Origin of the sequence: Chitinophaga flava (assembly GCF_003308995.1) — a bacterium.
Lineage (GTDB): Bacteria > Bacteroidota > Bacteroidia > Chitinophagales > Chitinophagaceae > Chitinophaga > Chitinophaga flava.
Genome location: NZ_QFFJ01000001.1, coordinates 388,739 through 412,465 on the forward strand (window position 1 = coordinate 388,739; position 23,727 = coordinate 412,465).

Here is a 23,727-nt window from a genome sequence, read left to right on the forward strand (position 1 = left end):
TTTAGTTCACATACAACAGATACTTATCTGTTGCATCTATCAATACAATTTCAAAATCCACAGGGCGCAGTGCAGCCTGTAATACGCGCCGGCACCGGGCTGCCAGGGCCGGATAAAATGGTTCTGATTCCTGAAAGGGAAACAGTTCCGTCAGACCACGGGCCATATTAAGCTGGCGGATGGCTTCGCATTTTTCAGGAGGATATCCTGCCGATGCGGCCAGCTGCGCCACAAAATCCTTATCCCAGGATGACTGGTTGCTATGTGTATTCAGCGATCCTGCGGCCAGTTTCACCGCCTTTCCCAGCATCATGCCGATGGTAAAGGAATGTAGCGGTGTAGTGTTGATCTTGGCCAATGTCTCCCCTATCCAGTTGCCATACTGCACAAAAGCCATGGCAGGCAGCTGCGGGTATAGGTTTCGGAGTATCTTTTCGCTACGGCCGCCGGAATTGACGACCACCGTCTGTAATCCGTTGGCCAGCGCCACATCTATTCCTTGTTCGATACTAGCGATATAAGCCGCTGCAGAAAAAGGTTTTACTCTCCCTGTAGTTCCCAGTATGGAAATCCCACCCACGATCCCAAGCCGTGCATTCAACGTTTTTTCCGCCAGCACGGCACCATTGGATACACTTACGCTGATGCTAATATTTCTGTCAACCTGATATCTTTCGCAGATATCATTCACTACTCCGGCCATCATGCTGCGGGGTACTGGATTGATGGCCGGCTCACCTACCGGGACAGACAAGCCGGGCAATGTAACAATGCCTACACCTTCTCCCGGTAAAAAACTGACCGGCTGCGGACCTCCGAAACTAACGGTAACGGCTATCTCTGCACCATTGGTCACATCAGGATCATCTCCACTGTCTTTATAAGTAGCGCAGGTGGCCTGTGTTCCGTTAAAACTGCAGGCATGTATTTTAAACAACACCTCTTCTCCGTCGGGCAACGCAATCGTTACCGACGCCACTTCATCCTGTTCCAGCAAGACCAGCAAAGCAGCTTTGGTGCAGGCCGTAGCACAGGCACCGGTACTATACCCCCAGCGCAGATCTCCCTGTGGTACCGGTTTCAAACTCATGATGCAGTATGAATTATATGTTTCAGCATATCAGTGGCGGTGTCTACTTTTATAAAATGCGGTGGCAATGCGGGCCGCCGGATAATATACAAGGGGATGCCTGCTGCTATGGCCGTATCTATCTTCACAGACAGGTAACCACTCTCTCCGCTTTCTTTGGTGATAATAGCCTGTACACCGGTCTCCTTCAGCACCTGCAGTTCTTCCTCCACCGTTTTACCAGGGAAGGATAACAGCAGTTGCTCTTCCGGGAATCCGTAGTCCCTTGCGATGGCCACAGAAGTATCTCTAGGCAGAATACGGCAGTACATCTTCTTCTGCTCCCAATAAGGGCGCCAGCGGATGATGGTTTGTACACCGGTGAGCGACAATACCGGCTCATAACCACCGTGGTGAATAGCCGACAGTACGTCTTCATAACTGTCGGCATATCTCACCAGCGGGTGTAAGGGCGTTTCCGGATAGTGTCTTTCGAAGCGTATCACAGGAATGGATAAACGTTGACTAACGATACCAATCGTTTCATGCAACAGAGCCGCAAAAGGATGGCTGGCATGAACGATCGTGGTGATATGATGCTCCAGACAAAAAGCTTCCAGTGCTTCCGGTGTAAAGGCACCATAACGATATTGCGCACCAGCAGGAAGTGACACGTCAATTTTTATTTTTGACGAATACCAGCAGGGTTGGCTGGCGGCCGCCAGAGCCGCCAGCACCAGTTTACCTTCTGTTGTACCTCCAAACACCAGGACCATATTGATTTAAAGATTTTTTGTTTTTTGATTACGGAAGATGTGTTTCCATTCCGGATTATAAAGATGTGATCTGTTTTTCCGTGCACCGATGGCCGCCCCTACGATGATGAGCGCGGTACGTGTCAGTTTGTTGCTCCGTATGATAGCTGCCAGTTCCTGCAGTTGCCCGGTAAACACCCGTTCATCTTTCCACGTCACGCGATATAACACCGCTACCGGCGTTTCCGGCGGATAGTGTTCTAACAGTTGCGCCTGTACGTTTTTAGCGATGGTGGCACTCAGGAAGATACACATAGTAGCTCTGTGCCGCGCCATCTCCTGCAGTTTCTCATGCTCCGGCAAAGGGGTATTACCTTCACCGCGCGTAAGGATAATGGTTTGTACCACTTCCGGAATAGTAAACTCCGATTTGAGTACCGCAGCTGCTGCCTGGAAAGAAGAAATGCCAGGTACAATAAAGTAGTCCATTCCTTTTTCGTCGAAGATGGTCATCTGCTCCTGTATGGCGCCATAAATAGACGGATCACCGGATTGCAGCCTTACGATCAGATGCCCTTTGGCATAATGTTCTTCCATGAGACTGATCTGCTCTTCCAGTGTCATGCTGGCGGAGTTGCGCACCACAGCGCCCTCTTTGGCGTAGTGGGTCAGTTCTTCCGGTACCAGGCTGCCAGCGTAGAGGATAAGGTCTGCGCTTTCCAGCAACTCTTTACCTCTTACTGCCACCAATGCAGGATCACCGGGGCCGGCACCAACAATGGCCACCTGCGCACGCCGCTCCAGTGCGGCATCCAGGGCAACAGCGATCGTATGTTTTTTTCCGGAGCTGACGGTAATTTTCTGTTTTTCTACCAGCCAGCCGTCGTTTCCGGAAGACAGGTGTGCGCTGGCTTCGGATACGCTGTATACGTCCAGCTTATCTTTCACTACCGGCGATGGATTGGGTACCTCGCACTCGTTGAGCGCAGCGGCGGTATAGGTATAAAAAGGTATTTGCCATTTATCTGCCAAAGCAATAAATGCTTTTTCATCATGTTTGATATCAATGGAAGCGATGCTTTTAACAGCTTCCGCGGCAAGGCCCTGTTGCTGCAATTGCTCCAGCACAGAGACTTCCAGCAGGTCTGCCTCAATATCCCGGCTGCAGCCCATCCCGATATGCAAAGCAGCCGGATGATAGTGCAGCACTGGTATGGCAACCGCATACTTACGGAAGGTAACAGCTATCAACAAGTCAAACTGCTCCAGCGGAATATCGTTGATATTGTAAAAGACGGTAACAAAATCCGGTTTGGTTTTCTCCAGCCATATAGTTCCTTCCGCTTTCACATCAAGCAACAAGGCTGTAGGGCGGTTGTTGACAAACAGGGAGATGACTGTATTCAAAGGTGCTGTGGCAGCCGTTTTCCAGGCATATTGTTTACCAAGCGTATCTAACGCCCATATATCCTGTAAATCACTGGAGGTAGTAATCACCGCCTGAGCACCCAGGATATGCGCCACCTGCCGCGCCAGTGTATTGGCACCACCAGTATGACCTGACAGTACCGGCTGTACGAAATAACCGTGATCATCCATGTTGAGGATCGCCGGATCAGTATTTTTATCTTTGATATAAGGTGCGATACTGCGTACACAGATACCCAGCGCACCGATAAAGAGGAATGCGTTGTATTGGTTAAAATTCTCCTCCAGGAAACTACCGATCGTGTCAATGGAAATGACACCTGCCGGGATATCCTTGCGGGTAGAGAATATGGCCACATCGGGCAAGGATTGGCGTATGGTGCCTGCCAGTACTAAAGCTCTGTCTGTGCTGGCAATAATAGCAATATGTGATGTTTGTTTCATGCTTGTTTGATAGCTGTTAAAACCGTGATAGGGTTATGGTCGCCTACCTGTATCTGTTCTGCCGGTAGCAGTTGCCATTGAAGTTTTTCCGTCATATGCACAAACTGTTCTCTGCTGGTGTCCAGCACAGCGTTTATTACTACTCTCCCACCGGGACGCATATACGAATCTATTATCTGCATCAGTTCATCCAGGCGGTTGCCATGACCTCCGATAAACACTGCATCAGGTATCGGCAAAGCAGCATGGTCCTCTTCATAAAAGTCGCCCATGTGTATATCAATTCCGGGAGCAGACAACTGTTTCATATTACGGGTGATGATCCCTTCACATTCAGATCGTTTTTCGAAGGCTACCACCTGCAGATGCGGATACAGGCGCCTGGCCTCTATGGCCACTGCGCCGGTACAGAAACCGATATCCCAGCAAACCGTTGCCTGCTGCAGCTGTAACTGCGCAATACTGGCGAGGCGGATCGTTCTTTTGGTAATCATATTGGGTCTGCCGGGGAGCCCTTCAAAACGGCTGTCTTCTATCCCCATTCCGGGTTGCTGTGATACAGCCACCTGTTGCAGCAACACACAATTGAGCGGATGAAAAGTGCGGCCGGCTATCACCTCCAGTGTATCCCGGGACAATTGTTCTGCAACTCCGTCCAGATCTTCACCCACCAGCATATCATACTGTGTAAACCTGTATTCCATCATCCGCTGTGCGATGGCCTGCGGCGTGCGTGCCAGATCCGTCAGTATGGCTATTTGCCTCTGTCCCCTGATCAGCGCGGCATCCAGCTCCTGCCAGCTACGGCCATGTACCGATACATTACATACCTGTTCATAAGGGATGCCTGCTTTGGCGCAGAGCCGTTGTATGCTGTTGAACTGCGGATATACCTTTACGTTAGCATCCACTGCATATTTTCGGATGGTGTTGACCATACCGTAAAACAAAGGATCTCCGCTGGCAAAAACCACCAGCGGTTCTGCCACCTGTTCGTATTGCGCAAAAAGTGCCGGCATGTTACCCTTGATGGTAATCCAGTGATGGGATACCGGCAGTAAGTGCTTTACCAGAGCGTAATGACGTTCCCCACCGGAAAAATGCTGATACTGCGAAAGCAGTTCCATCGCTTCCGGTGAACAGACATTGGCTGTTGTATTGGCCACTCCTATGACGATATATTCTTCCGGCATCAGCGTGTATGCATAACAGTGATTGTATCCAGGGTGAAGGCAGCGTTTACAATCGCTGCCGCCACGTTGCTGCCGCCTTTGCGGCCTTCTATGATAACGGCGGGCACAGTAGCTCCCAGCCTTAGTTTCAGTTTTGACTCCAGGACGTTCACAAAACCCACGGGCGCCGCTACAATACCAGCAGGGCGGCAAGTACCTTGCTGGCATTGATCACATATTTCCAGCAGCGCTGTAGGAGCGTTGCCCACTACAAACAAGGCCTCGGGGTGTTCCTGTATGGCCAGGCGCATACCAGCCTGACTGCGGGTGAGATTTTCCGCTGCAGCCAATGCCGGTACTCTTTCATCGTTGAGATAACATTTTACAGTAACACCGTATTGTTGGGTAAATGCTCTGGTAATACCGGATTGCACCATGGTTACATCGGTAATAACGGTACCGCCACTACGCAGATAGTCATGCCAGGCTTCCATGGCATTACCGCGGCTGTAGTACAGCTGTTCATATTCAAAGTCGGCGGTGCTGTGGATACAGCGTATCACAGCCCACTGGTCTGCCGGTGACAACTCATCTCTTTTCAGCTGCTGCATGATCTGGCGGAAGCTCTCCACCTGTATTTCTTCGCCGGTCACCGGTTTGCGGGCCAGGTAGCCCCGCGGGGTGATGAGGAAATTATTAAACCGGAAGGTTTGTGAATTACCAATCATCACGAGGCTGAACATGTCTACAAGCGTAACGTCCAGTTCAGCTAGTGTGGTGAGATGAATATTTTCTTCTTCTCTCGTCACCTGTCTTACAATGGCCACTGGTGTTTCCGGATGGCGGTATTGCAAATAAATTTCTTTTAATCTCGACAGCTGCCAGTTGCGCTGCTTGCTGCGGGGGTTGTATAAGGAAGTAACGAAGTCGCCCATGGCGGCAGCGGTGATACGCTGTTCAATCGTAGACCAGGGCGTCATCAGATCTGAGAGGGAGATGCAACAGAAGTCGTGCCCTATGGGAGCTCCCAGCCTGGCAGCGGCGCCCTGGAAGGCGCTGATACCGGGGATGGTCTGCATATCAATATCTGTTCTGCTGTGACGGGCAGCATATTCATACACCAGTGATGCCATAGCATATACACCAGCATCACCGGAGCTGATCACCGCCACTTTTTTTCCTGGGGCACAGCTTTCAACAGCCAATACTGCACGAGCCTCTTCTTCAGAGAGTTCCCGGCCCAGGCATTCACAACCGGGCTTCAGCAGATGGGCCACAAACTGAAAATAATAATGATAGCCAATTACAATATCAGCATCCGCCAGTGCCTGTTGCGCTACCGGCAGTATATACTCTTTCGCACCAGGTCCAATACCGATTACGCTCAGTTGCATATGTTACTTTTAAGAATGATCAATGAAAAATAAGGCAGCGTTCTTTCCTGCAGTTCTTCGATACCAGTAGCGAGATATTGCTCAGCAGTGCCCAGTTTCTCCCCGTACAACATAGTAGCCTGGCTGTTCTCAAGGAATGGTGTAATATATGCCATGGCTCCCCGCACTTTTATCAGCACGATGGTTTCAAAGCGGCGCAGGTGTTCTTCCAGTACCGTAGCATTTTCGAGGAGCGGGATGATGGCGATTTTTTCGCGGAGCAATGCCAGCGGTTGCTGGTGAGCTGCCGCTGCCAACAGAAAAGCAGGTACTCCTGCAATTACTTCCAGGGGAAGATTTTCCCGACGGATATGTTCGAGGAGATAGATAAAAGTGCTGTAAAAGGAGATGTCGCCTTCGCTGACGAATGCGACCTGCAAACCTTGCTGCACGTCTGTTTTCATTTGCGCGGCCGTCTCCGTATATACCTGCAGGTTATAACTGCGGTCGTTCGACATTTCGAGCAGCATAGGCTGCCAGGTTTTATTTTCCAGCTGGTAGTGATCGAGGATGGTCCTGGCGTAACTGCGTGGCTGTCCCTGTTGCAGCGAGGCCGGATAATAGATTTTATCTGCCTGCTGCAGGGCTTTCCAGCCTTTGAGTGTGATCAGGTCCGGATCACCAGGGCCTAACGATACTGCATATATTTTTCCGGTACGGTTCAAATGCCGAATACTTTTTTGACGGTGGATAATATTCCTTTCTGAGCACCTGGTTTTTCCTCTTCTTCGAAAAGGATGCCTTTTACATTGAGGTGGTGGCCAATTTGTTCCTTGCCCATATCTTCTTCAAAACCCACAATCTGTGTGCGGTATTTACAAAGCTGGCAGTTCATATTGCCATGACCGGCCTGTGCCTCCTGTATGCGTTCATCGATGGCTTGCAGCAGCAGCTCATGGCTGCCAAAAGATGCTGTACACAGATATTCTTTGGTGGAAGAAGCCTGCCAGTCGGCTACCTGACTGTAGATGCGCTTGAGCAGTATACCAGTAAAGAGAAAAACCGGTAATACGATCACTCTTTTAAAAGGCAGATGTTCAAGGATGGGCAAGATGTCTGCCAGCAACGGTTGCGTCACTCCTATATAAGCAGTGGTTGTAAATCCGAAGCCCATACCTTCTCCCAGCATGCGGGCCAGTTTGGCCACATCGCTATTCGCATCGGGATCGTTGGTGCCCCGGCCTACCAGCAACAAACAGGCATCCGCCTTGTCTGCCGCCTTCATAGCAGTTTCCGCCTCTTCTATCAACAGCTGGGACAACTGCAGCAAAGGGGCGCTAATACCAAGATGTCTGGCCATGGTGATGGTCAGATCAGGATACTGCTGCTGGAGCGAATTCATTTCATACGGTATATCATTTTTAGCATGCCCACCAGCAAAAAGGATGGCCGGCAGCGCGATAATATGCCGTACCCCCTGCAGATACATCCGCTCTACCGCCGCCGCATATACGGGATGGGCAAATTCCAGGAAACCATAATCAACGACATCATCAGGGTAGCGGTCCTGTAACTTGCGGACCAACACCTTGAAATGCTCCACTCCTTCTTTATCTCTGCTGCCATGGCCGCAGATCAGTATACCTTTTTTCATCTGTTATACCTTAATGGATGTTGCATATTTTCCTATGATGAACACTACCGGCATCGGCAGTGCTGCCTGATGTATGGCAGCTTCTATCTCCTGCAGGGATGCTGTCACCTGCTGTTGTTGCGGGGCAGACACTTTCGAAACGGCTGTTACATATACTGTTTCTGATCCGGCTGCCTGCAACAGTTTAGCCACTACTACGGAGAGGTTGCTCAGCCCCATATACATCACCAGCGTAGTGCCGGTGCGCAGCATATTGGCCAGCGCATCCAGCTGTTCATGGTCGTAGTTGGCGGTATGGCCGGTACAAAAAAGCACTGCATTGCTGTGGTTGCGCTCTGTCAGCGGCACCTGGCACAGGCCCGCAGCGGCAATCCCGGCGGTAATGCCAGGCACCACTTCAAATGGAATATGGTGTTCCTGCAGATAACGGATCTCTTCCACCGCGCGGCCGTAGATAAACGGATCTCCGGACTTGAGCCTTACCACTTTTTTTCCATTCAATGCATGCAGGCGCATCAGTTCATGTATCTGCTGCTGCCGTACTGCCGGATCTTTGGTGTCGCCATATTTTTTGCCGGCATATATCCTCTCTGCGTCAGGCCGGCATAGTGCCAGTATCTCATCAGACACCAGGTTGTCGTGCAGGACTACATCAGCAGTTTCTATACAGCGTGTAGCCCTTACCGTTAGCATATCCGCGGCACCGGGGCCGGCCCCTACGATGCATACCGGATGCAGGATATTCTTATTTTGTTCCTGTTGTTGGTGCATTAAAAATCAATAACGGATCATCATAAATGAATTCATATCCTAACCTTTGTTTCAGTTTGGCCGAACTCACTATTTTATATGGTTGTTCTATCGGTTGTAATTTTTTAGGCATCTCCAGCTTCTGTGCCTGTGCAGCTGCCCGGTAATAGTGGTATCGGATAGGATGCACGCTGGCGCAGGCATTGAAGATCTCTCCCCAGATATCTTTTTCGAGCAACAGGCTGATGATACCAATACAATCATCGCGGTGTATCACGTTCATCGGTACATCGTTACTACGACGCTGCGTGAGCAATGTTTCTGCGTTTGGTATTCTGTCATAACCGATGAGTCCTCCGAAACGCAGCACGGTAGTACGAAAGGCAGGTGACTGCAATAATATCTGTTCTACTTCCCGTAAAGCAATACCATTGGGTGTTTCCGGCATCACCATATTATGTTCCGTTACCATATCGTTGACATCGGCATAAACAGAAGTAGAGCTTACGAAGATTACTTTTTTAATACTGGTTGTTTCCAGTTTCTCCTTCAGAATTTTTATTTCCTGCACATGCGCTTCTGTTCCTCGTTCCCTGTTACGGGGTGGAATATTGATAATCAGAATATCAGCATCCCAGAAGGTATCGGGTGCATCGAGTTGTGATTCACTCAAAACAACCTGATAGCCGTCTATGCCTGCTTCCTGTAGTTCCTGTACGCCGGCAGCCGTCGTTCTGGCGCCTTTCACAGTGTATCCGGTACGCTGCAGATGCTGAGCCAGCGGCTTGCCCAGCCAGCCGCAACTTAAAATGCTGATTTTAGGGAGATGTTGATCCATATTAGAATTTAACAGTTATACTACCTCTGAGGCAGAACGGTGTCCCTGGCGTAATATGGAAGTCCATGACCGGTGCTTTTTCGTCTTTCAGTTGTGATTCATCGTAGAACTGAGCTTCTGCCCATTTCTCCTTAAAAATATTTTCAGCAGAAAGTCCGAATTCGAAACGGCGCCATTGATATTTCACAACAGCGTCGGTGAGAAAATAAGCGGCCGATTGAACACTATTATCTTCGATGGCTGCACGTTTACCCATATAACGGTAACGTATACCTGCATTCCATCCTTTTGTTGCCTGCCAGGAAACACCGCCCGTGCTGGTGAAGACGGGCGCAAAGGGAATATGGTTTTCCTTTGCGGGAGCGTCCATCAGACGAGGGTGTGCATAGTTGAGGTTTACATCGGCCCATAATGGCTTCCATATATGATAACGCAAGGCTATATCTACACCGGTACGGGTAGCACGGCCAATGTTTTCATAGCTGCCATCATCTGCGATGAAACGGAACTCTGCATCACTCTGCAACCACCACCATGTAGCGGTCAGCAGCAATTTACTGTTTAACTTGAAATTAGCGCCAAGGTCGGCCCCATAAGAACGGGGAACAGCACTCTCCTGCCCGCTGCGTATAGCCACGTTAGCATAGTTGGAATGAAAGCCCATGCCGGTTTTGGCGAAAAATGCCAGCGAAGGAGATAAATCGTAGTAAATGTTAATCTTCGGACTCAGCCGGTAGGCTACACTGTTGCCATTGTTGGATGGGTCCATACGGTCGTGCAGATTAAACGTAAACACATCGTTGCGCAGGCCCACGTTGAAACTCCATCCACCAGCCAGGCGCAGCGTTTCGCTGAAATAGAGGGAGTAATTGGCCACTGCTACCCGGGAGGAATCCTCATGAGACAGCAGCTCCCTTTCCTTTACATGATCGCGCCCCAGGTTTACCAGGTCTATCCTCGCTCCCAGTCCTATCTCTGACTGCAAGGTTGCTTTTCCCAGGCGACCATCATGGCGCCAGGTATTTTTATATCCGAAGAGGTCACGTTTCTCCCATTGTCTGATTTCATCTCCATTCACCCTATCTTCTTTATAAAAAGTAAAGTTGGACCAGAGGTCAAACAGGTTTCTTACATAATATACCTGTTGGTGCAGGGAAGAGCGCTCACTGAGGCGGGTATCCCAGAGCAGGTTGGCATTGATACGGGTAGTCTTTCCTCCTTCTGAAGGATCTATAGAGCCAAAGCGGCGAAGAGAGCCGTCTTCAAGGGCGCGCAGCGGCACCTGTCCGGAAGCGTTCCAATTACTCGTAAAGCCGGAAGCAATGAGGGAAATGGTATTGTTACTGTTAAGGGCAATGTTGTATCTGCCCAACAGGTTCAATCGGTTAAAATGTTGCGGATTGTCGAAGTAGCTGTCGGTGTACGTATAGTCGGCAGCGATATAAGCGTTCTGGTCTCTGGTGCCTGGCTGCTGTTGTTTATCCAGCAAGCGGAGCATGGTAGCGGCGCGGGCTGTGTTAAACTGGCCATATTCCAGTTTCACGAACTGGTTATCGGGTCTGAACAGGGAAGTATAGACGGCGGCACCTGCATTGGTAAAGTCGCCCTGGGAGGCCTCGTAGGGCCCTTTGTAGTAGGCGGCTCCGCCGATTACCTCCGGGATCAGGAAGTGCATATCGGCATATCCTTGTCCGTGGGCATGATTGGGGAGGTTGACAGGTATACCGTCAACGAATATACCGAAATCGGTGCCATGGTCGTTGTCGATACCACGTACCAGTATTTGTTCGGCTTTTCCGCCGCCGGCATGTTGCGCGATAAAGAGACCAGGCACAGTGCGGAGCAGGTCCTGAGCCGATTTCACCGGTTGCAGCTGCAGGTCAAGTTTGGAAAGCATGTGCGCACTTTTGTCGGTGCTGCCGGTGATGTCGATCGCTTTAAGGTTGAGTATTTTGCGGGAAAGGGTGTCTGTATTGCTTTGCTGTGCCCATACTGGCGATGCCAGGGCAGATAATACAACAGTATAAAAAATTCGCATGAAAAAAGGGTTCGCTTAACGGATAGTTGTTTCTTCTCCAAAAAAGATAGCCTCACTGACCGGTTTGTCGTTCAGGAAATGGCTGATAACGAGGTTGGTGGTATTTTCCGGATACATTTCCTTATACCAGGTCCCCTCGGGATGGATAAAAACAATTGGTCCGTGTTCGCATTGGCCGGTGCATCGTGTGCGGATGGTATGCACTTCCTCATGCAGGTTGTTTTCTGAGATAGCAGCCCTGAGCTGCAGGGTGGTGTCTTCCGCGCCTTTTTTGAGGCAGGAATTGCCGTTGCAGATAAACGCGATGCGTTTAACTTTTTGAAGATCTTTGCCCATGAATTAAGTTAATAAGCCCGTTAACTGTTAAATAAAATTGTGGAGAGCTGTGGGGAGGAATATCAGGGAAAGTGCCTAACATACGGGGAGTATGAAGGAAACTGTCCTGGCTTCTATCCCGGAAGCAGACCGTGAACATGTTTCCTGGCAGGTCTTCTGGCTTGTTCTGTTGTCTGACGCCTTCCCGTTGATACAGTGGCTATATTATCAGCAACTTATAGATGAACTTACAGCAGCGGGTACTGCTCCGGATTTACACCGGATTCCCTTTTAAGTGTACCTCAGAAAAGGCTACACACCTGGCAACGGTGGCGAAGATAGGAAATAATAAAACAGCAGCATAAAAAATATCATCACCAACGTGGTAGCATGATTAATATATGTTACTTTATTGAATTCATGATGAGCGATATCACGGGGCTGTTCGCCGATATAGGGTTTCTCCACTACTCTGCCGTGGTAGGTATTGGGGCCTCCGAAGCGACAGTTGAGGATTCCCGCCAGGGCTGCCTCCGGATAACCGGAATTGGGGCTGGCATGTGATCTACCAAAACGAATGATGTACTGTGCCGCGCGGCGACTGCCAGACACCAGTACCATCAGCAAAGCCGTTATCCTGGCTGGAATAAAATTGGCCACATCATCGAGGCGGGCAGCCACTCTCCCAAAATAATAATAACGATCATTTTTATAACCCACCATCGAATCAAGGGTATTGATCATCTTATATAACATCATACCCGGCAAACCCAGCAGCGCATAATAAAACAACGGAGCAATCACGCCATCACTGAGGTTTTCAGACATAGACTCCATGACAGCCACCCGTATCTGATTGGGTGATAAAGCTGAAGTATCGCGGCCCACGATCCAGGACAGCCGCTTACGGCCGGCCTCCAGGCCTTGCTGGTGCAACGTATCAAACACCTCCCTTCCTTCCAGCAGCAGGCTTTTGTTGGCCAGCGCAAAAAACACAAACACAGTGGTAAAGGCCAGCCAGGCCCAGGGCCATTGTTCCAGCCAGTGCTGCGCCAGATAAAAACCGGCAAACACAGCGGCACAAAGCAACAGCGTCATCAGCGCCCCTTTCCACAGGCGGCCAGCGCCATGGTTAAGCAGCCGCTCCGTATAGCCGATCAGGTGACCAAAAAGCTTCACAGGATGTGGCCAGCTGCGGGGATCTCCCAGCAACAGGTCCAGCAGATAACCTAACAGTAAGGGCAATACGAATTTTATGAAAGCGTCCATTGATGCAGGGCAGTGATGAGTAACTGATTATCTTCCTGGTTGCGGCATGCTACACGGCAGTGTCCTTGTTCGAGGCCATAAAAATTGGAGGCATCCCGGATCAGTATCCCGTAGTTGTTGACCAGCCATAGTTTCAGGGCTGCTGCAGTACCCGTGAGGGTTTCAAACAGAAAGTAGTGAGTATTGGTAGGAAACACTTTGAACTCAGGCATTTTCCGTACTCCTTCCCATAGCTTGTAAGTGTCTGCCAGCAAGGAGTCCAGCGGCAGCTCAAATTCTTCCGGGTGGTCCATGATATAATAACCGGCTTCCAAAGCAAGGCTGTTGACCGACCAGGGCATTCTGAAGGCCCTGACCTTATCCAGCAGCGACTTTTGTCCGGCCAGGTATCCTAAGCGCAGCCCGGGGATACAGCAGGTTTTGGTGAGCGACCGTATGACCAGCACATTTGACAGTTGATGCAGACGAGGCAACAATGTAATGGCATTACGGGTGAATTGTATATATGCTTCGTCGATGATAAATATAGTGCGGCTGTTGAACTGTATCAGCTGCAGCATTCCCTCTTCACTCATCACCTGGGCCGTAGGGTTGTTGGGATTACAGATAAACACCAGGTCGGTAATAAAGCGGGTATCAGGCGCCAGCTTCTCCCAGAAAAAGTAACTCAGTTCATGTTTATGGAGTTTGCAGGCATCGGCATATTCCGCGAAGGAAGGTACCACCACCGTAGTGGTAGCGCCGCTGAAAGCCTGTGCCACCAGGTAAATGGCTTCTGTGCCTCCATTGGTCATCATCACCATACCGGGTGTCAGTTCTTTCCGTTGTTCTATCTGATGTTGCAGTTTAACAGCACCTGCATCCGGGTAGTGGCCGACCCCACTGACTTTGCCCGCAATATGCTGTACCAGTTTTTCCTGCGTGCCACCATACCATACGTTTGAGCTGAAATCGGCTACAATAGGGCGATTGAACAGGTATGCATCATCTCCGTGTCCTTGTATCATAAACAAATGGCTTTATATACCGCTTCCATATCCAGGTGTTGCCGGATATAAGCGGCCAGTTTATCATATTGAGCTGACCGGAAAGCACGATAGTCGAAGCTTTGAGCGGCAGTCACCGTTTTTCCGCAGGCCGCCAGCAAATCGTCCAGTACAGCGGTATTGTCGAGAATGCCGTGCAAATAGGTACCCCAGCATCTGTTGCTGAGAAAATATCCATCGGGCTGTCCATCATCCAGTACATTCAGCGGTGAAGGCGTTTCACCTGTTGTATGTCCCATATGGATCTCATACCCTTCGCAGGAAGCAGCCTGCTGCCGGTAGGAGAAACGACGCTGCCGGGTGATCTTCTCGCGCGTGAGGACAGTATTGACCGGTAATATCCCCAGTCCGGGCATACTGCCGGGCTCTCCTTCCACACCATGCGGATCGGCAACAGATATACCCATCATCTGATAACCGCCACAGATACCGATCACCACTTTATTTCGTTTAAACGCTTCCGTGATAGCCCTTGCAGTTCCATTGTTTTTGATAGCCACCAGATCGGACATCGTATTTTTACTGCCCGGGACAATCACAATATCTGCTGTAACAATATCCGCGGGATTATCTGTATAAAAAATATTTACCCGCTCATCTTTCTCCAGCACATTAAAATCCGTAAAATTCGACATATGCCGGAGCAATACCACAGCGATATTGATTCTGCCGGTGGTCTGCCGTTTATGCTTCAGCGATAGTGCTACCGAATCTTCTTCTTCAATATGAATATCCTGATAGTAGGGCAATACACCCGTTACCGGTATACCGGTCAGTGTTTCCAGTTGTTTACGGCCATCTTCAAAGAGGCGGATATCGCCGCGGAATTTGTTGATGATAATACCCTTCACCAGGGCTTTCTCTTCCGGTGGCAGCAGGGCGATAGTACCATATACACTTCCGAAAACACCGCCTCTGTCGATATCCGAGATCAGGTATACAGCAGCACCTGCATGCAGTGCCATCCGCATATTGGTGATATCCCGATGGCGCAGGTTCAGTTCGGAGATACTGCCCGCACCTTCCATCACCACAGGGTTGTAGCGCACCGACAGCCTATCGAAAGCACCTTTCACCTCTTCAAAAAGCTGACGTTTGTCGTCCTGCATAAAGTATTCCCAGGCTGTTTGATTGCCTGCCGGTTTCCCATGCAGTACCAGCTGAGAGCTTTTGTCATTGGTAGGTTTCAGCAATACCGGGTTCATATCGGTATGACAGGCCACGCCGGCTGCTTCTGCCTGCACAGCCTGTGCCCGGCCTATTTCAAGCCCTTCCGGCGTAGCATAGCTGTTGAGCGACATATTCTGCGCCTTAAAGGGCGCCGGCATATACCCATCCTGTTTAAATATACGGCAAAACCCGGCAGCAATCACGCTTTTGCCCACATCGGAGGCAGTGCCTACAAACATAACCGGCCGGAGTTGTTTCATGGTATTCATAACTTCTAGTGGCAACGAAGATATTTAACTTTCACAAAAGAATATTTCCTCCGCTTATCTTTGCAAGACATGAAACCACAGTTTCTGATAGCGGCACCGCATAGTGGTGCAGGTAAAACGACCGTCACCCTCGCACTGCTGAGGGCGCTGCGACGCAGCGGCCGCAAGGTACAACCATTTAAATGCGGCCCCGACTACCTGGACCCCAAACATCATACCCTGGCCGCCGGCCAGACCAGTGTCAATCTTGATCAATACATGATGCAGGAACAGCATCTCCTGGAACTTTACCACTGGTATAGCAGCCAGGCTGATGTTAGTATCATCGAAGGCGTAATGGGACTTTTTGACGGCGCCCGTAAAATGGAAGGCAGCAGCGCCGCACTGGCCGCACTCCTGGACATACCAGTGATACTGGTGGTGAATGCCAAAGCTATGGCCTATTCTGCCGCTGCATTATTATATGGATACAAACATTTTTTCCCGGAGATACAGATTGCCGGCGTAATATTTAATTTTGTAAACACCCCCTCCCATTATCGTATCCTAGAAGAAGCCGCCGCAGACGTAGGTATCCCGGCATTAGGCTATCTGCCGGAACAGCCGGAAGTAAAGATACCCTCCCGCCATCTGGGGCTTCATATTTCTGCAGAAACAGATTATGATAAGATCATTGATGCCGCTGCGGACCATCTCACTGCACATATAGACCTGGAGCAACTGCTACAACAAACCTTAAGGCCCGCTGTAGCTGCTACAGCCCCTGCCACTACGCCTTCCACCCAATTACGTATAGCCGTGGCACAGGATGAAGCCTTCAACTTCACCTACCGCGAGAATATAAATGCCTTATCTCAACTGGGTCCTGTTACCTATTTCAGCCCCCTTACAGATACCGCGCTGCCTGAGGCAGACCTGCTTTATTTACCAGGCGGCTATCCCGAACTGCACCTGCCACAACTGGCTGCCAACCGTACATTGCTGGAACAGCTGCGGCAATACAAAGGCCATATCCTCGCAGAATGCGGCGGTATGATGTACCTGGGAGAAAGTATTGTGGACGAAAATGGCACCGCCTATCCGATGGTTGGCCTGTTGCCCGTACAGACCAGCATGCAGCGGAAAAAATTGTCGCTCGGATACCGGGAAATACATATTGGTGACGTAGTACTCAGAGGACATGAATTTCATTATTCACAGTTTACCACTCCACCAGATATAACGCAAACGGATATACGCGTTTTAAATGCCCGGAATGAAATACTGACCACACCGGTGTTTCATACTTCCAGTATATTGGCCAGTTATATGCATTTTTACTGGGGAGACCAATTGACCGGGCTTAAAACAATTTTAGGATTACCTTAGATATTACAGGGCTGTTTTAAAATGTTTGGTAAATCACAGGCCCCAGTTTATAACCTTGTACAAACAGGAAAAAAATGATAAACACAATATCTTCCCATGCATACTTGGATCGTCTGATAGACAGCCAGAATAATAGTGTCAGGCAGCTCCCTGTTAAAATAACAGGTAAAACTCCCCCGGTCATTCCGGGTTTACCGGCAGCAGGAGACCCAAAGTACACAAACCCGATAGCATTTAACATTATCACATGCGAAATACAGGGTACAGGTGAATAATGGTACTTCTGATACATCAGACGGATATTATTACCATGCCGGTACAACAGAAAAATAGCCACCAATGTACTTAAAAGGCCAAGTCCCCAATACCATCGCAAACCATCAGTAATAAAAAAAGCCAGTGCCCATATTATTATCGTAACACCATTTAATGAGAATACTTCCCACCTGGCCCGGTTCAAATCATCTGGTAGTGCCGGATTACTAATCCACCATGGCTTTGAAGGATCTCTGTATTTTTCTGGCGGATTTTTCGGTTTTCTTCCATTCTTTCCCACTATCTGCTATTTAAGTTTCTAAAATAAAAATCTGCTATTCGCGAGTCGTGGCGGCTTATACCAAGGGATATCAAAAGCCCCCTTATATAAGCTCATTTCCAGTTTATCATTCTCTTCCAAAGCATTGTAGGTAGCCTCTCCTACAGAAATTTCCTTCTCATCCTTCTCCGGCCCCCAGGGCTGCAGTTTCAGTAAGTAAGAAGTGGATTTACCTCTGGAAATTCTTTTATTGATGATAGTAGCCTCGTATATTTCCGGCTTATTTTTATCCAATACGGCATTAAAATACACCAGCGAACCATAAGAACCAACACAAAAGTGGACAGCACAAAATAATAACGCCAACCATTTCGCGGATTTCATGGCTAACTGCTGATGCCTTGAACTATAGGCCAACCATGCCGTCAAAGCCATTGCAGCCATTATAACCGGCAGCCACATTTTTGTATGATCAACTATATGCAGCGGACTCGTGTAAAGAAATAGCCATATCTGAGGCACAATAATCGCGATTATAGCACCAGGTCGGATTTCTTCCTTGTTACCCGTCAACACAATCAGTCCCTTGTGATATTCCATCAGCATAAAAGTCACGATGGGCACCAACATCAGTAGTACCATCAGCCATGAGCCAGCCCCGCCTGCAACCATGGTAGATATAGGGACACCTATTGCCAATGTATTCAGTGTCCACATGCTGTACCGGGCCATTTTCATGCGGCGGTTGATATCTCCGTTAAGCGTCTTTATTGCATTCATGGCCATTTCAGCCTCCAGCACATTGAGATTCTGATAACGGGTGGTAAGGCTATTAGCCAGCGTAGCATAACCTTTTCTGAAAGCGGACACTTTTATCCTTCTTTTACCCGATACACCAGGCGCCAGTATCAGCTCATTCTTGCCCCAGCGAAAACCTTTAATATCCTGCCACAATAATTCCCTGTCAAATAAAGGTGACTTATAACGGATACCATAATTGTCAGCTGTAACGACCGAAAACAGGTCATCCCAGCCAAACAGCACCAGCGCCATACAAGGCAGCAAAGCAGTAGCCAGCACATAATAAGTACCATCCACCGGCATTGTAACAAGAAAAAAAATAATGAAGGGTACCATCAGCGCAAATGGAGCCAGCAGACATAAAAAAAGAATCCGGAAACCACGGGTATAGTTATACGTTTGTTGCATAGGGAAAGCTACTTCAAAAAAAAGATCCGATAGCAGGTATACAAATATAATGGAATTATCTTCGTATACCCGCTACCGGACCCGTGAACAGTTACCTAGAACTTAAATACCTCGTCACTCATATTACTATTTATAACAGCTTTCAGGATCTTGATATTGGACTCAAAGCCATTGATAGTGGTTCTGGAACGGAAAGGAAACTGTATACCGCTTACATCGCGGTATTCCAGGTAATCAGTTACTGTATTGCTACCCGGTGCTCCCTCCTGCCCGCTCAGGGTCGCGGAACGCACCTTCAGACCAGTTTTAATATCGTAGTAATTTTTCAGCAGACCACCATTTGGTGTGGCAATGGTGATCACATACGCTTCTTCATCATTGACAGATTCTGTAAGCGGCGACAGTTCTATCTTCACACCATCCGGCATTTCCAGGTAGGAAATTTCTGCAAACAGCATGTTTTTATCTTTCACCATACCTTTGTCTGTGGCTGTTAAAGCCTGCTCATTACCCATCACCCATACTTTCACGGAATCACCTTTGATAACTGTTTTTTTGATGACCTTATCAATTGCCGGAGCAAATACTTCCTGCCAGAAACTGCCGGGCAGTCTGTATCTGGTTTTGATTTCCGACTGTGGTGTACCCATAATATCACCGGCTGCTTCCAGATAGAGATCTTTAATGCTTTTCAGTTTATCCTTACCACCAACAGCCTGAATATACTTTTCCAGTATGGTAGTAGTAGTAACGCCCGCCGGCACAGGCTTGCCGTTATCAGCTTTCCAGCTGTTGTTGCCGGGGTTGATATCGGGGAAAGCACCTTCAGGATCTATCACTACGCTGGACAGTTTCACTGTGGAAGGATGATGATACACCCAGGTAGCGCCACGCTGCCATATCTCCGCTGGTAGCTTTACGGTGTCGCGATGACCGTTTTCATCTTTGATGGTCAGCACCACCGGCATGGGCAGTTGCTCCAGGTTCTGTAAGGTAATGAGTGCACCTTTGGCGGGATCATTTTGTGCATAGGCAACACTTTTAACGGCCTGGTCCAGTTTCCAGGTATGCAAAAACCAGCCTCTCCAGAACCAGGACAGATCCTCCCCTGCAGCATTTTCCATGGAGCGGAAAAAGTCCCACGGCGTGGGGTGTTTAAATGCCCAGCGTTTGATATATTCCCGGAAGGCATAATCAAAACGCTCGTGGCCCAGTATCTGATCGCGCAGGAGTTGCAGTCCCAAAGCCGGCTTGTAATAAGCCGCCACGGCATTGTAGCGGAGATTGATCACATCTGGTGTGTTCATGATAGCTTCCGCATTATTCTGAAACATGGTGGTTGCCATCCGCTGCACCGACTGTTCAGTCTTAAACTCGCCTTTGTTAAATTCCCTGGTGGCTATCCCATTGATAAAAGTGTTAAACCCTTCGTCCATCCATGCATATTTGCGTTCATTGGAGCCTACGATCATCGGGAACCAGTTATGTCCGAACTCGTGAGTGGTAACACCCCACAGTTCGGCTTTGATGGCCTTCGAGCCGCAGAAAACAATGCCGGGATATTCCATCCCTCCTACTATACCCGCTACATTAGTGGCCACGGGATAGGTATAGGGATACCATTCCCGGGAGTAATGTTCGATAGAACCTTTTACAAATTCAGTGGACCGGCTCCAGGCCTGAGGACCGGCAGATTCTACCGGATATACCGACTGGGCAAGGGATTTTTTTCCACCGGGGAGATTGATACGTGCAGCATCCCAGATGAAAGCGGCCGAGGCAGCCCAGGCCACATCACGGGATTCCTTACACGTAAAATGCCAGGTACGGGTGCCTTTAATCGTATTGTCATGAAAAGCAGTGGTGTCGCGGATCATCACGGTAGCATCACTATTGCGTGCTTTGGCCAGCCGGGCAGCTTCTGCAGGATTCAGCACCTGCGCCTCGTTGATGAGGGCACCAGAACCTGCCACCAGCATATTAGCGGGTGCAGTGACACTGTATTCAAAGTTCCCGTACTCCAGGTAAAACTCTGACGCGCCCATATAAGGGATATTATTCCAGCCCAGCACATCATCGTATACCGCCATCCGGGGATACCACTGTGCTATTTCGTATATCCATCCGTGGCGGGTGTTGAGCCGGCCGGTACGGTCTGTACCATATTCGGGGATGGTATAGCTGTATTGTATTTTAAGCTGAATACTGGCACCAGCTTTTAATGCTTCTGCCAGCCTTACCTGCATACGGGTATCATTTACCTGGTAGTTGGCGGCAGTGCTTTTACCGTTACTCATCACCGTCACCGACTGCAATTCGAAGCCTGCAGTATAATGACGGTTGGCAAAACGGTCGCCCGTAGCGGCTACAGTGGCCGTCCCGCGGGAATCTTCCCGGTAGATGTTCTGATCCATTTGCAGCCAGAGGAAAGGAAGATGATCAGGGCTGTTGTTTTTGTAAGTGATCAGCACGGTGCCGGAAAGGCGATGCTGTAAGGTATCCAGTGTAACATCAATCTTGTAGTCGGCCGCATTCTGCCAGTATTTGGGTCCTGGCTGCCCTCCTGCGCTCCGGTACTCATTTCCGTTAGTAGGGTAAAATAAAGGAGAAAAAGCTTCATGCTGATCATAACGGGAAACAGGCGCTGTTTGTGCAGTGCTCTGCTGCATTATTCCGCAGGACAGCAGAGAAGCTAATACATAAATGTGTGATTTCATCTGGTTGCGATAATTAGATTTTGACGTCGCTAAATATACACCAGAATCAATTTACAATCATTTAAATGCAAAACCTGAGCAGATAATGTTAATATCTGCTCAGGTTCTTGCATTATTTTATCATGATTATGGTTGTTGCTAAAAATTACCTGGTAGAGGAAACGTAACAGTTCCCTCTACTTCAATCACTACTCAATATTACAATTCTAGATAAATAGTATGCAAATCCAAGCAACAAGCATGTCGATCCGTTGTTGCATAAGCTGTCATGAGAGGTTGACCATTTGGATTAAGAGTCGCGTTGATTGCAATACAATTACAAGTAGGTATAGTACTAGTATAAACTACATCACTAGGATTAGACTTACCAGCGGTAACTGCACCAACAACCGCAACCAAAGCAACAGCTGACAATAAAAATCTGGCCTTGTTCATAATCGTAAAATTTAAAGGTATTAACAATAGCCTACTCTTTTCTGAGGGTTTTCGACATCTCCCTTTATTATAGCATTAACAACTATAGTACTCGATTTATATTACTGCTTTAAAAAAATCTGTAAAAGCTCAAATGCATGCTTAATATTAAAATAGAAAGATCAATCTGGCGCCGTAGTAAGATAGTATAGCATGGAGATGAGGTGCTCTTTAGTAATTCGGGGCTTCTAACTGTGGTTAGGTACAGGCTCAGGTCTCATATCAATTACAATAATAAGTAATTTCGCATTTATACTATTTAAAAAAACAGTAACAAAAAACGTTATAAAATAAGTGAAGGATATAGCTTGTATTGTAATTCATTACAATACAAGCTATATCCTTCACTTTAAAAGCTGTAATTAATTATGGTTGTTGCCACCACACTTTGGTAGATATTTCATCTCCACCCATGTGCTGTACTGCGGCCTGATAATTGGCCGCATTAATCGTTTGTACGATAATGGGGAACTTCATGCGGGCAGGCATATTCATGCCGGCGATGATACCTTCTCCACGGGGCAATACCGGGAAGCCGGTGCGGCGGTATTCAAACCACTGCTGCATATCCGTAAAGAACAGCGCAAAATATTTCTGGGTAAGTACCTGCTCCGGTGTATTGTTGAAGCTGATACCCGGACGGGTCAGGAAGTCGGCTGGCACCGGCACTCCCCAGTAGGAAACAGCTGCTTTCACGCCATTTTCATAAGCCGTTTGTGCGTTACCGGTAGCATATCCTTTCATGATCGCTTCTGCCCGGATAAACTCCACTTCTGCATAGGTCATGATAGTACCAATCAGATTGGACTTTTTCAGATCAACATTCAGCGTAGCTGCTTTAATGCCGGAGATACTGTCAAACTGCTCTGGTTTGTAACCGCTGGAAATACCTCTGTATACACCATCTTCTGCCTTTTTACCCCAAACAGCCAGGCGTGGGTCGTTCCAGGAAAGCAGCTTGTCAGCAAAGAAAGATGACAAGGCCCTGTCTCCGTTGAAATCATAGTCACGGTAGCTGAAGAATGGATTCTGGAAAGGTTTTACGTTAGTGTATTTTAATACCGCAGACTCGTCATTGCTGACCATCACCGGATACTTGTCAGGCGCATTCAGCATCAGGCCCAGTTCCTGACGGGCATCTGCTGATTTGTGCGCGATACGCATGAGCAAACGAAGGCGGAGGGAGTTACAGAGTTTTTTCCATTTGATGATGTTAGCAGGAACAGCAAAACTGTTAAACAACAGATCATCGCCCTGTTCCAGACCTTTGCTGCCATTGGTCACAAAAAGTCTGTTGGCGGTATCCAGCTTATTGATCAGGTCGCGGTATACATCCTGTTGGGGATCAAACCTGTTCTGCAACTGGTTGTCGGGATATCCACGCAGTGCATCCTTGTAAGGGATGTCTCCAAAGATATCAGCCAGATGCTGGAACTGCCATGCCCACAGGGTCAATGCAATAGCCTCGCTGTTCGGCTCTCCGGCCAGTTTGGCGGAGGCACGCATATCCTTTACGTTATTGAGGGTAAGATAATAATTCTCCCAGGGATAATCGGATTCTGTGTTTTTGATAAAATACCGGTGCAGGTCTGTAGTAGAGATTTCTGTAACCGTTACCTGCATCAGCTCATTATTGATACGGTGGGATTCTCTCAGTCCTGTATTGACACCATCAAAAACAATCGCATTGAGGAAGTTACCCGCAGGCACCACTTTCAAGGTCTCCGGGTTATGCTGCATGTCCTCAAATTTTTTGGTACAGGCTACGCTGGTACACAATCCCAGTGCCACACCCATATAAACAAAATACTTTTTCATATATGCCTGTGTGTTA

At 48.6% G+C, this 23,727-nt stretch carries 19 protein-coding genes and 1 riboswitch; of the genes, 1 reads left to right on the forward strand and 18 read right to left on the reverse strand.

The genetic code is table 11. From position 1 onward, the window contains the following. Window position 1: 1 nt before the first annotated feature. From DF182_RS01455 to DF182_RS01520, 14 genes are all read right to left on the reverse strand, one after another. Complete coding sequence (locus DF182_RS01455) at window positions 2-1,090, reverse strand: cobalt-precorrin-5B (C(1))-methyltransferase (RefSeq protein WP_113613917.1); 1,089 nt, start codon at window positions 1,088-1,090, stop codon at window positions 2-4. Then, window positions 1,087-1,845, reverse strand: coding sequence for a precorrin-6A/cobalt-precorrin-6A reductase (locus DF182_RS01460; RefSeq protein WP_113613918.1), 759 nt, complete (start codon window positions 1,843-1,845; stop codon window positions 1,087-1,089). Before DF182_RS01460 ends, DF182_RS01455 begins: the two co-directional genes overlap by 4 nt. Window positions 1,846-1,851: 6 nt before the next feature. Continuing rightward, on the reverse strand, window positions 1,852-3,696 hold the full coding sequence (gene cobM / locus DF182_RS01465; protein ID WP_113613919.1) for a precorrin-4 C(11)-methyltransferase: 1,845 nt from the start codon (window positions 3,694-3,696) through the stop codon (window positions 1,852-1,854). Continuing rightward, complete coding sequence (cbiE, locus tag DF182_RS01470) at window positions 3,693-4,889, reverse strand: precorrin-6y C5,15-methyltransferase (decarboxylating) subunit CbiE (protein ID WP_113613920.1); 1,197 nt, start codon at window positions 4,887-4,889, stop codon at window positions 3,693-3,695. Before cbiE ends, cobM begins: the two co-directional genes overlap by 4 nt. Beyond that, the gene (gene cobJ, locus DF182_RS01475; RefSeq protein ID WP_113613921.1) at window positions 4,889-6,262 is read right to left on the reverse strand and encodes a precorrin-3B C(17)-methyltransferase; all 1,374 of its coding nucleotides are present in this window, start codon (window positions 6,260-6,262) and stop codon (window positions 4,889-4,891) included. Before cobJ ends, cbiE begins: the two co-directional genes overlap by 1 nt. Next, the gene (cobI, locus tag DF182_RS01480) at window positions 6,253-6,966 is read right to left on the reverse strand and encodes a precorrin-2 C(20)-methyltransferase (RefSeq protein WP_113613922.1); all 714 of its coding nucleotides are present in this window, start codon (window positions 6,964-6,966) and stop codon (window positions 6,253-6,255) included. The genes cobJ and cobI overlap by 10 nt, the downstream gene beginning before the upstream one ends. Next, complete coding sequence (locus DF182_RS01485) at window positions 6,963-7,895, reverse strand: sirohydrochlorin chelatase (protein ID WP_113613923.1); 933 nt, start codon at window positions 7,893-7,895, stop codon at window positions 6,963-6,965. Before DF182_RS01485 ends, cobI begins: the two co-directional genes overlap by 4 nt. A gap of 3 nt (window positions 7,896-7,898) precedes the next feature. Next, window positions 7,899-8,666: a uroporphyrinogen-III C-methyltransferase gene (gene cobA / locus DF182_RS01490; RefSeq protein ID WP_113613924.1), complete on the reverse strand. Its 768-nt coding sequence runs from the start codon at window positions 8,664-8,666 to the stop codon at window positions 7,899-7,901. Further along, complete coding sequence (locus DF182_RS01495) at window positions 8,641-9,483, reverse strand: Rossmann-fold NAD(P)-binding domain-containing protein (protein ID WP_113613925.1); 843 nt, start codon at window positions 9,481-9,483, stop codon at window positions 8,641-8,643. Before DF182_RS01495 ends, cobA begins: the two co-directional genes overlap by 26 nt. A 1-nt stretch (window position 9,484) precedes the next feature. After that, window positions 9,485-11,521, reverse strand: coding sequence for a TonB-dependent receptor (locus DF182_RS01500; RefSeq protein ID WP_113613926.1), 2,037 nt, complete (start codon window positions 11,519-11,521; stop codon window positions 9,485-9,487). Window positions 11,522-11,536: 15 nt separating this feature from the next. Continuing rightward, window positions 11,537-11,857, reverse strand: coding sequence for a (2Fe-2S) ferredoxin domain-containing protein (locus DF182_RS01505; RefSeq protein WP_113613927.1), 321 nt, complete (start codon window positions 11,855-11,857; stop codon window positions 11,537-11,539). 129 nt (window positions 11,858-11,986) lie between these two features. Then, window positions 11,987-12,175, reverse strand: a riboswitch (cobalamin riboswitch). Continuing rightward, window positions 12,149-13,105, reverse strand: a complete 957-nt coding sequence (cbiB, locus tag DF182_RS01510) for an adenosylcobinamide-phosphate synthase CbiB (RefSeq protein ID WP_153259988.1) — start codon at window positions 13,103-13,105, stop codon at window positions 12,149-12,151. (Overlaps the previous riboswitch by 27 nt.) Continuing rightward, window positions 13,090-14,112, reverse strand: a complete 1,023-nt coding sequence (locus DF182_RS01515; protein ID WP_113613928.1) for a pyridoxal phosphate-dependent aminotransferase — start codon at window positions 14,110-14,112, stop codon at window positions 13,090-13,092. Before DF182_RS01515 ends, cbiB begins: the two co-directional genes overlap by 16 nt. Then, window positions 14,109-15,581 (reverse strand): cobyric acid synthase, encoded by a 1,473-nt coding sequence (locus tag DF182_RS01520; protein ID WP_161964156.1) that lies wholly within the window; start codon window positions 15,579-15,581, stop codon window positions 14,109-14,111. The genes DF182_RS01515 and DF182_RS01520 overlap by 4 nt, the downstream gene beginning before the upstream one ends. 78 nt (window positions 15,582-15,659) lie before the next feature. Here DF182_RS01520 and DF182_RS01525 point away from each other — a divergent pair, with 78 nt between their 5' ends. After that, entirely contained in the window at window positions 15,660-16,958 is a 1,299-nt protein-coding gene (locus tag DF182_RS01525) for a cobyrinate a,c-diamide synthase (protein WP_113613930.1), read from the forward strand. 574 nt (window positions 16,959-17,532) lie between these two features. Here the strand turns inward: DF182_RS01525 and DF182_RS01535 are convergent. The 4 genes from DF182_RS01535 to DF182_RS01545 all read right to left on the reverse strand — a co-directional run bounded on the left by DF182_RS01535 (window position 17,533) and on the right by DF182_RS01545 (window position 23,711). Next, window positions 17,533-18,702 (reverse strand): hypothetical protein, encoded by a 1,170-nt coding sequence (locus DF182_RS01535; RefSeq protein ID WP_113613932.1) that lies wholly within the window; start codon window positions 18,700-18,702, stop codon window positions 17,533-17,535. Window positions 18,703-18,797: 95 nt separating this feature from the next. Then, window positions 18,798-21,419, reverse strand: a complete 2,622-nt coding sequence (locus tag DF182_RS01540; RefSeq protein WP_161964022.1) for a M1 family metallopeptidase — start codon at window positions 21,417-21,419, stop codon at window positions 18,798-18,800. 198 nt (window positions 21,420-21,617) lie between these two features. Further along, entirely contained in the window at window positions 21,618-21,854 is a 237-nt protein-coding gene (locus tag DF182_RS32075) for a hypothetical protein (RefSeq protein WP_147243312.1), read from the reverse strand. A gap of 405 nt (window positions 21,855-22,259) precedes the next feature. Next, window positions 22,260-23,711 carry a SusD/RagB family nutrient-binding outer membrane lipoprotein gene (locus DF182_RS01545; RefSeq protein ID WP_113613933.1) on the reverse strand — a complete coding sequence of 484 codons (1,452 nt, stop codon included), beginning with the start codon at window positions 23,709-23,711 and terminating at the stop codon, window positions 22,260-22,262. Between the last annotated feature and the right edge of the window lie 16 nt (window positions 23,712-23,727).

Bases quoted from the DNA above. Each gene is read 5' to 3' on its own strand.
- DF182_RS01500 (WP_113613926.1), bottom strand. From the start codon at position 11,521: ATGCGAATTTTTTATACTGTTGTATTATCTGCCCTGGCATCGCCAGTA.
- DF182_RS01525 (WP_113613930.1), top strand. From the start codon at position 15,660: ATGAAACCACAGTTTCTGATAGCGGCACCGCATAGTGGTGCAGGTAAA.
- DF182_RS01485 (WP_113613923.1), bottom strand. From the start codon at position 7,895: ATGAAAAAAGGTATACTGATCTGCGGCCATGGCAGCAGAGATAAAGAA.
- DF182_RS01460 (WP_113613918.1), bottom strand. From the start codon at position 1,845: ATGGTCCTGGTGTTTGGAGGTACAACAGAAGGTAAACTGGTGCTGGCG.
- cobJ (WP_113613921.1), bottom strand. From the start codon at position 6,262: ATGCAACTGAGCGTAATCGGTATTGGACCTGGTGCGAAAGAGTATATA.
- DF182_RS01495 (WP_113613925.1), bottom strand. From the start codon at position 9,483: ATGGATCAACATCTCCCTAAAATCAGCATTTTAAGTTGCGGCTGGCTG.
- cbiB (WP_153259988.1), bottom strand. From the start codon at position 13,105: ATGGACGCTTTCATAAAATTCGTATTGCCCTTACTGTTAGGTTATCTG.
- DF182_RS01545 (WP_113613933.1), bottom strand. From the start codon at position 23,711: ATGAAAAAGTATTTTGTTTATATGGGTGTGGCACTGGGATTGTGTACC.
- DF182_RS01455 (WP_113613917.1), bottom strand. From the start codon at position 1,090: ATGAGTTTGAAACCGGTACCACAGGGAGATCTGCGCTGGGGGTATAGT.
- cobA (WP_113613924.1), bottom strand. From the start codon at position 8,666: ATGCACCAACAACAGGAACAAAATAAGAATATCCTGCATCCGGTATGC.
- DF182_RS01505 (WP_113613927.1), bottom strand. From the start codon at position 11,857: ATGGGCAAAGATCTTCAAAAAGTTAAACGCATCGCGTTTATCTGCAAC.
- DF182_RS01520 (WP_161964156.1), bottom strand. From the start codon at position 15,581: ATGAAACAACTCCGGCCGGTTATGTTTGTAGGCACTGCCTCCGATGTG.
- cobM (WP_113613919.1), bottom strand. From the start codon at position 3,696: ATGAAACAAACATCACATATTGCTATTATTGCCAGCACAGACAGAGCT.
- DF182_RS01515 (WP_113613928.1), bottom strand. From the start codon at position 14,112: ATGATACAAGGACACGGAGATGATGCATACCTGTTCAATCGCCCTATT.
- DF182_RS01535 (WP_113613932.1), bottom strand. From the start codon at position 18,702: ATGCAACAAACGTATAACTATACCCGTGGTTTCCGGATTCTTTTTTTA.
- DF182_RS32075 (WP_147243312.1), bottom strand. From the start codon at position 21,854: ATGAACAAGGCCAGATTTTTATTGTCAGCTGTTGCTTTGGTTGCGGTT.
- DF182_RS01540 (WP_161964022.1), bottom strand. From the start codon at position 21,419: ATGAAATCACACATTTATGTATTAGCTTCTCTGCTGTCCTGCGGAATA.
- cbiE (WP_113613920.1), bottom strand. From the start codon at position 4,889: ATGCCGGAAGAATATATCGTCATAGGAGTGGCCAATACAACAGCCAAT.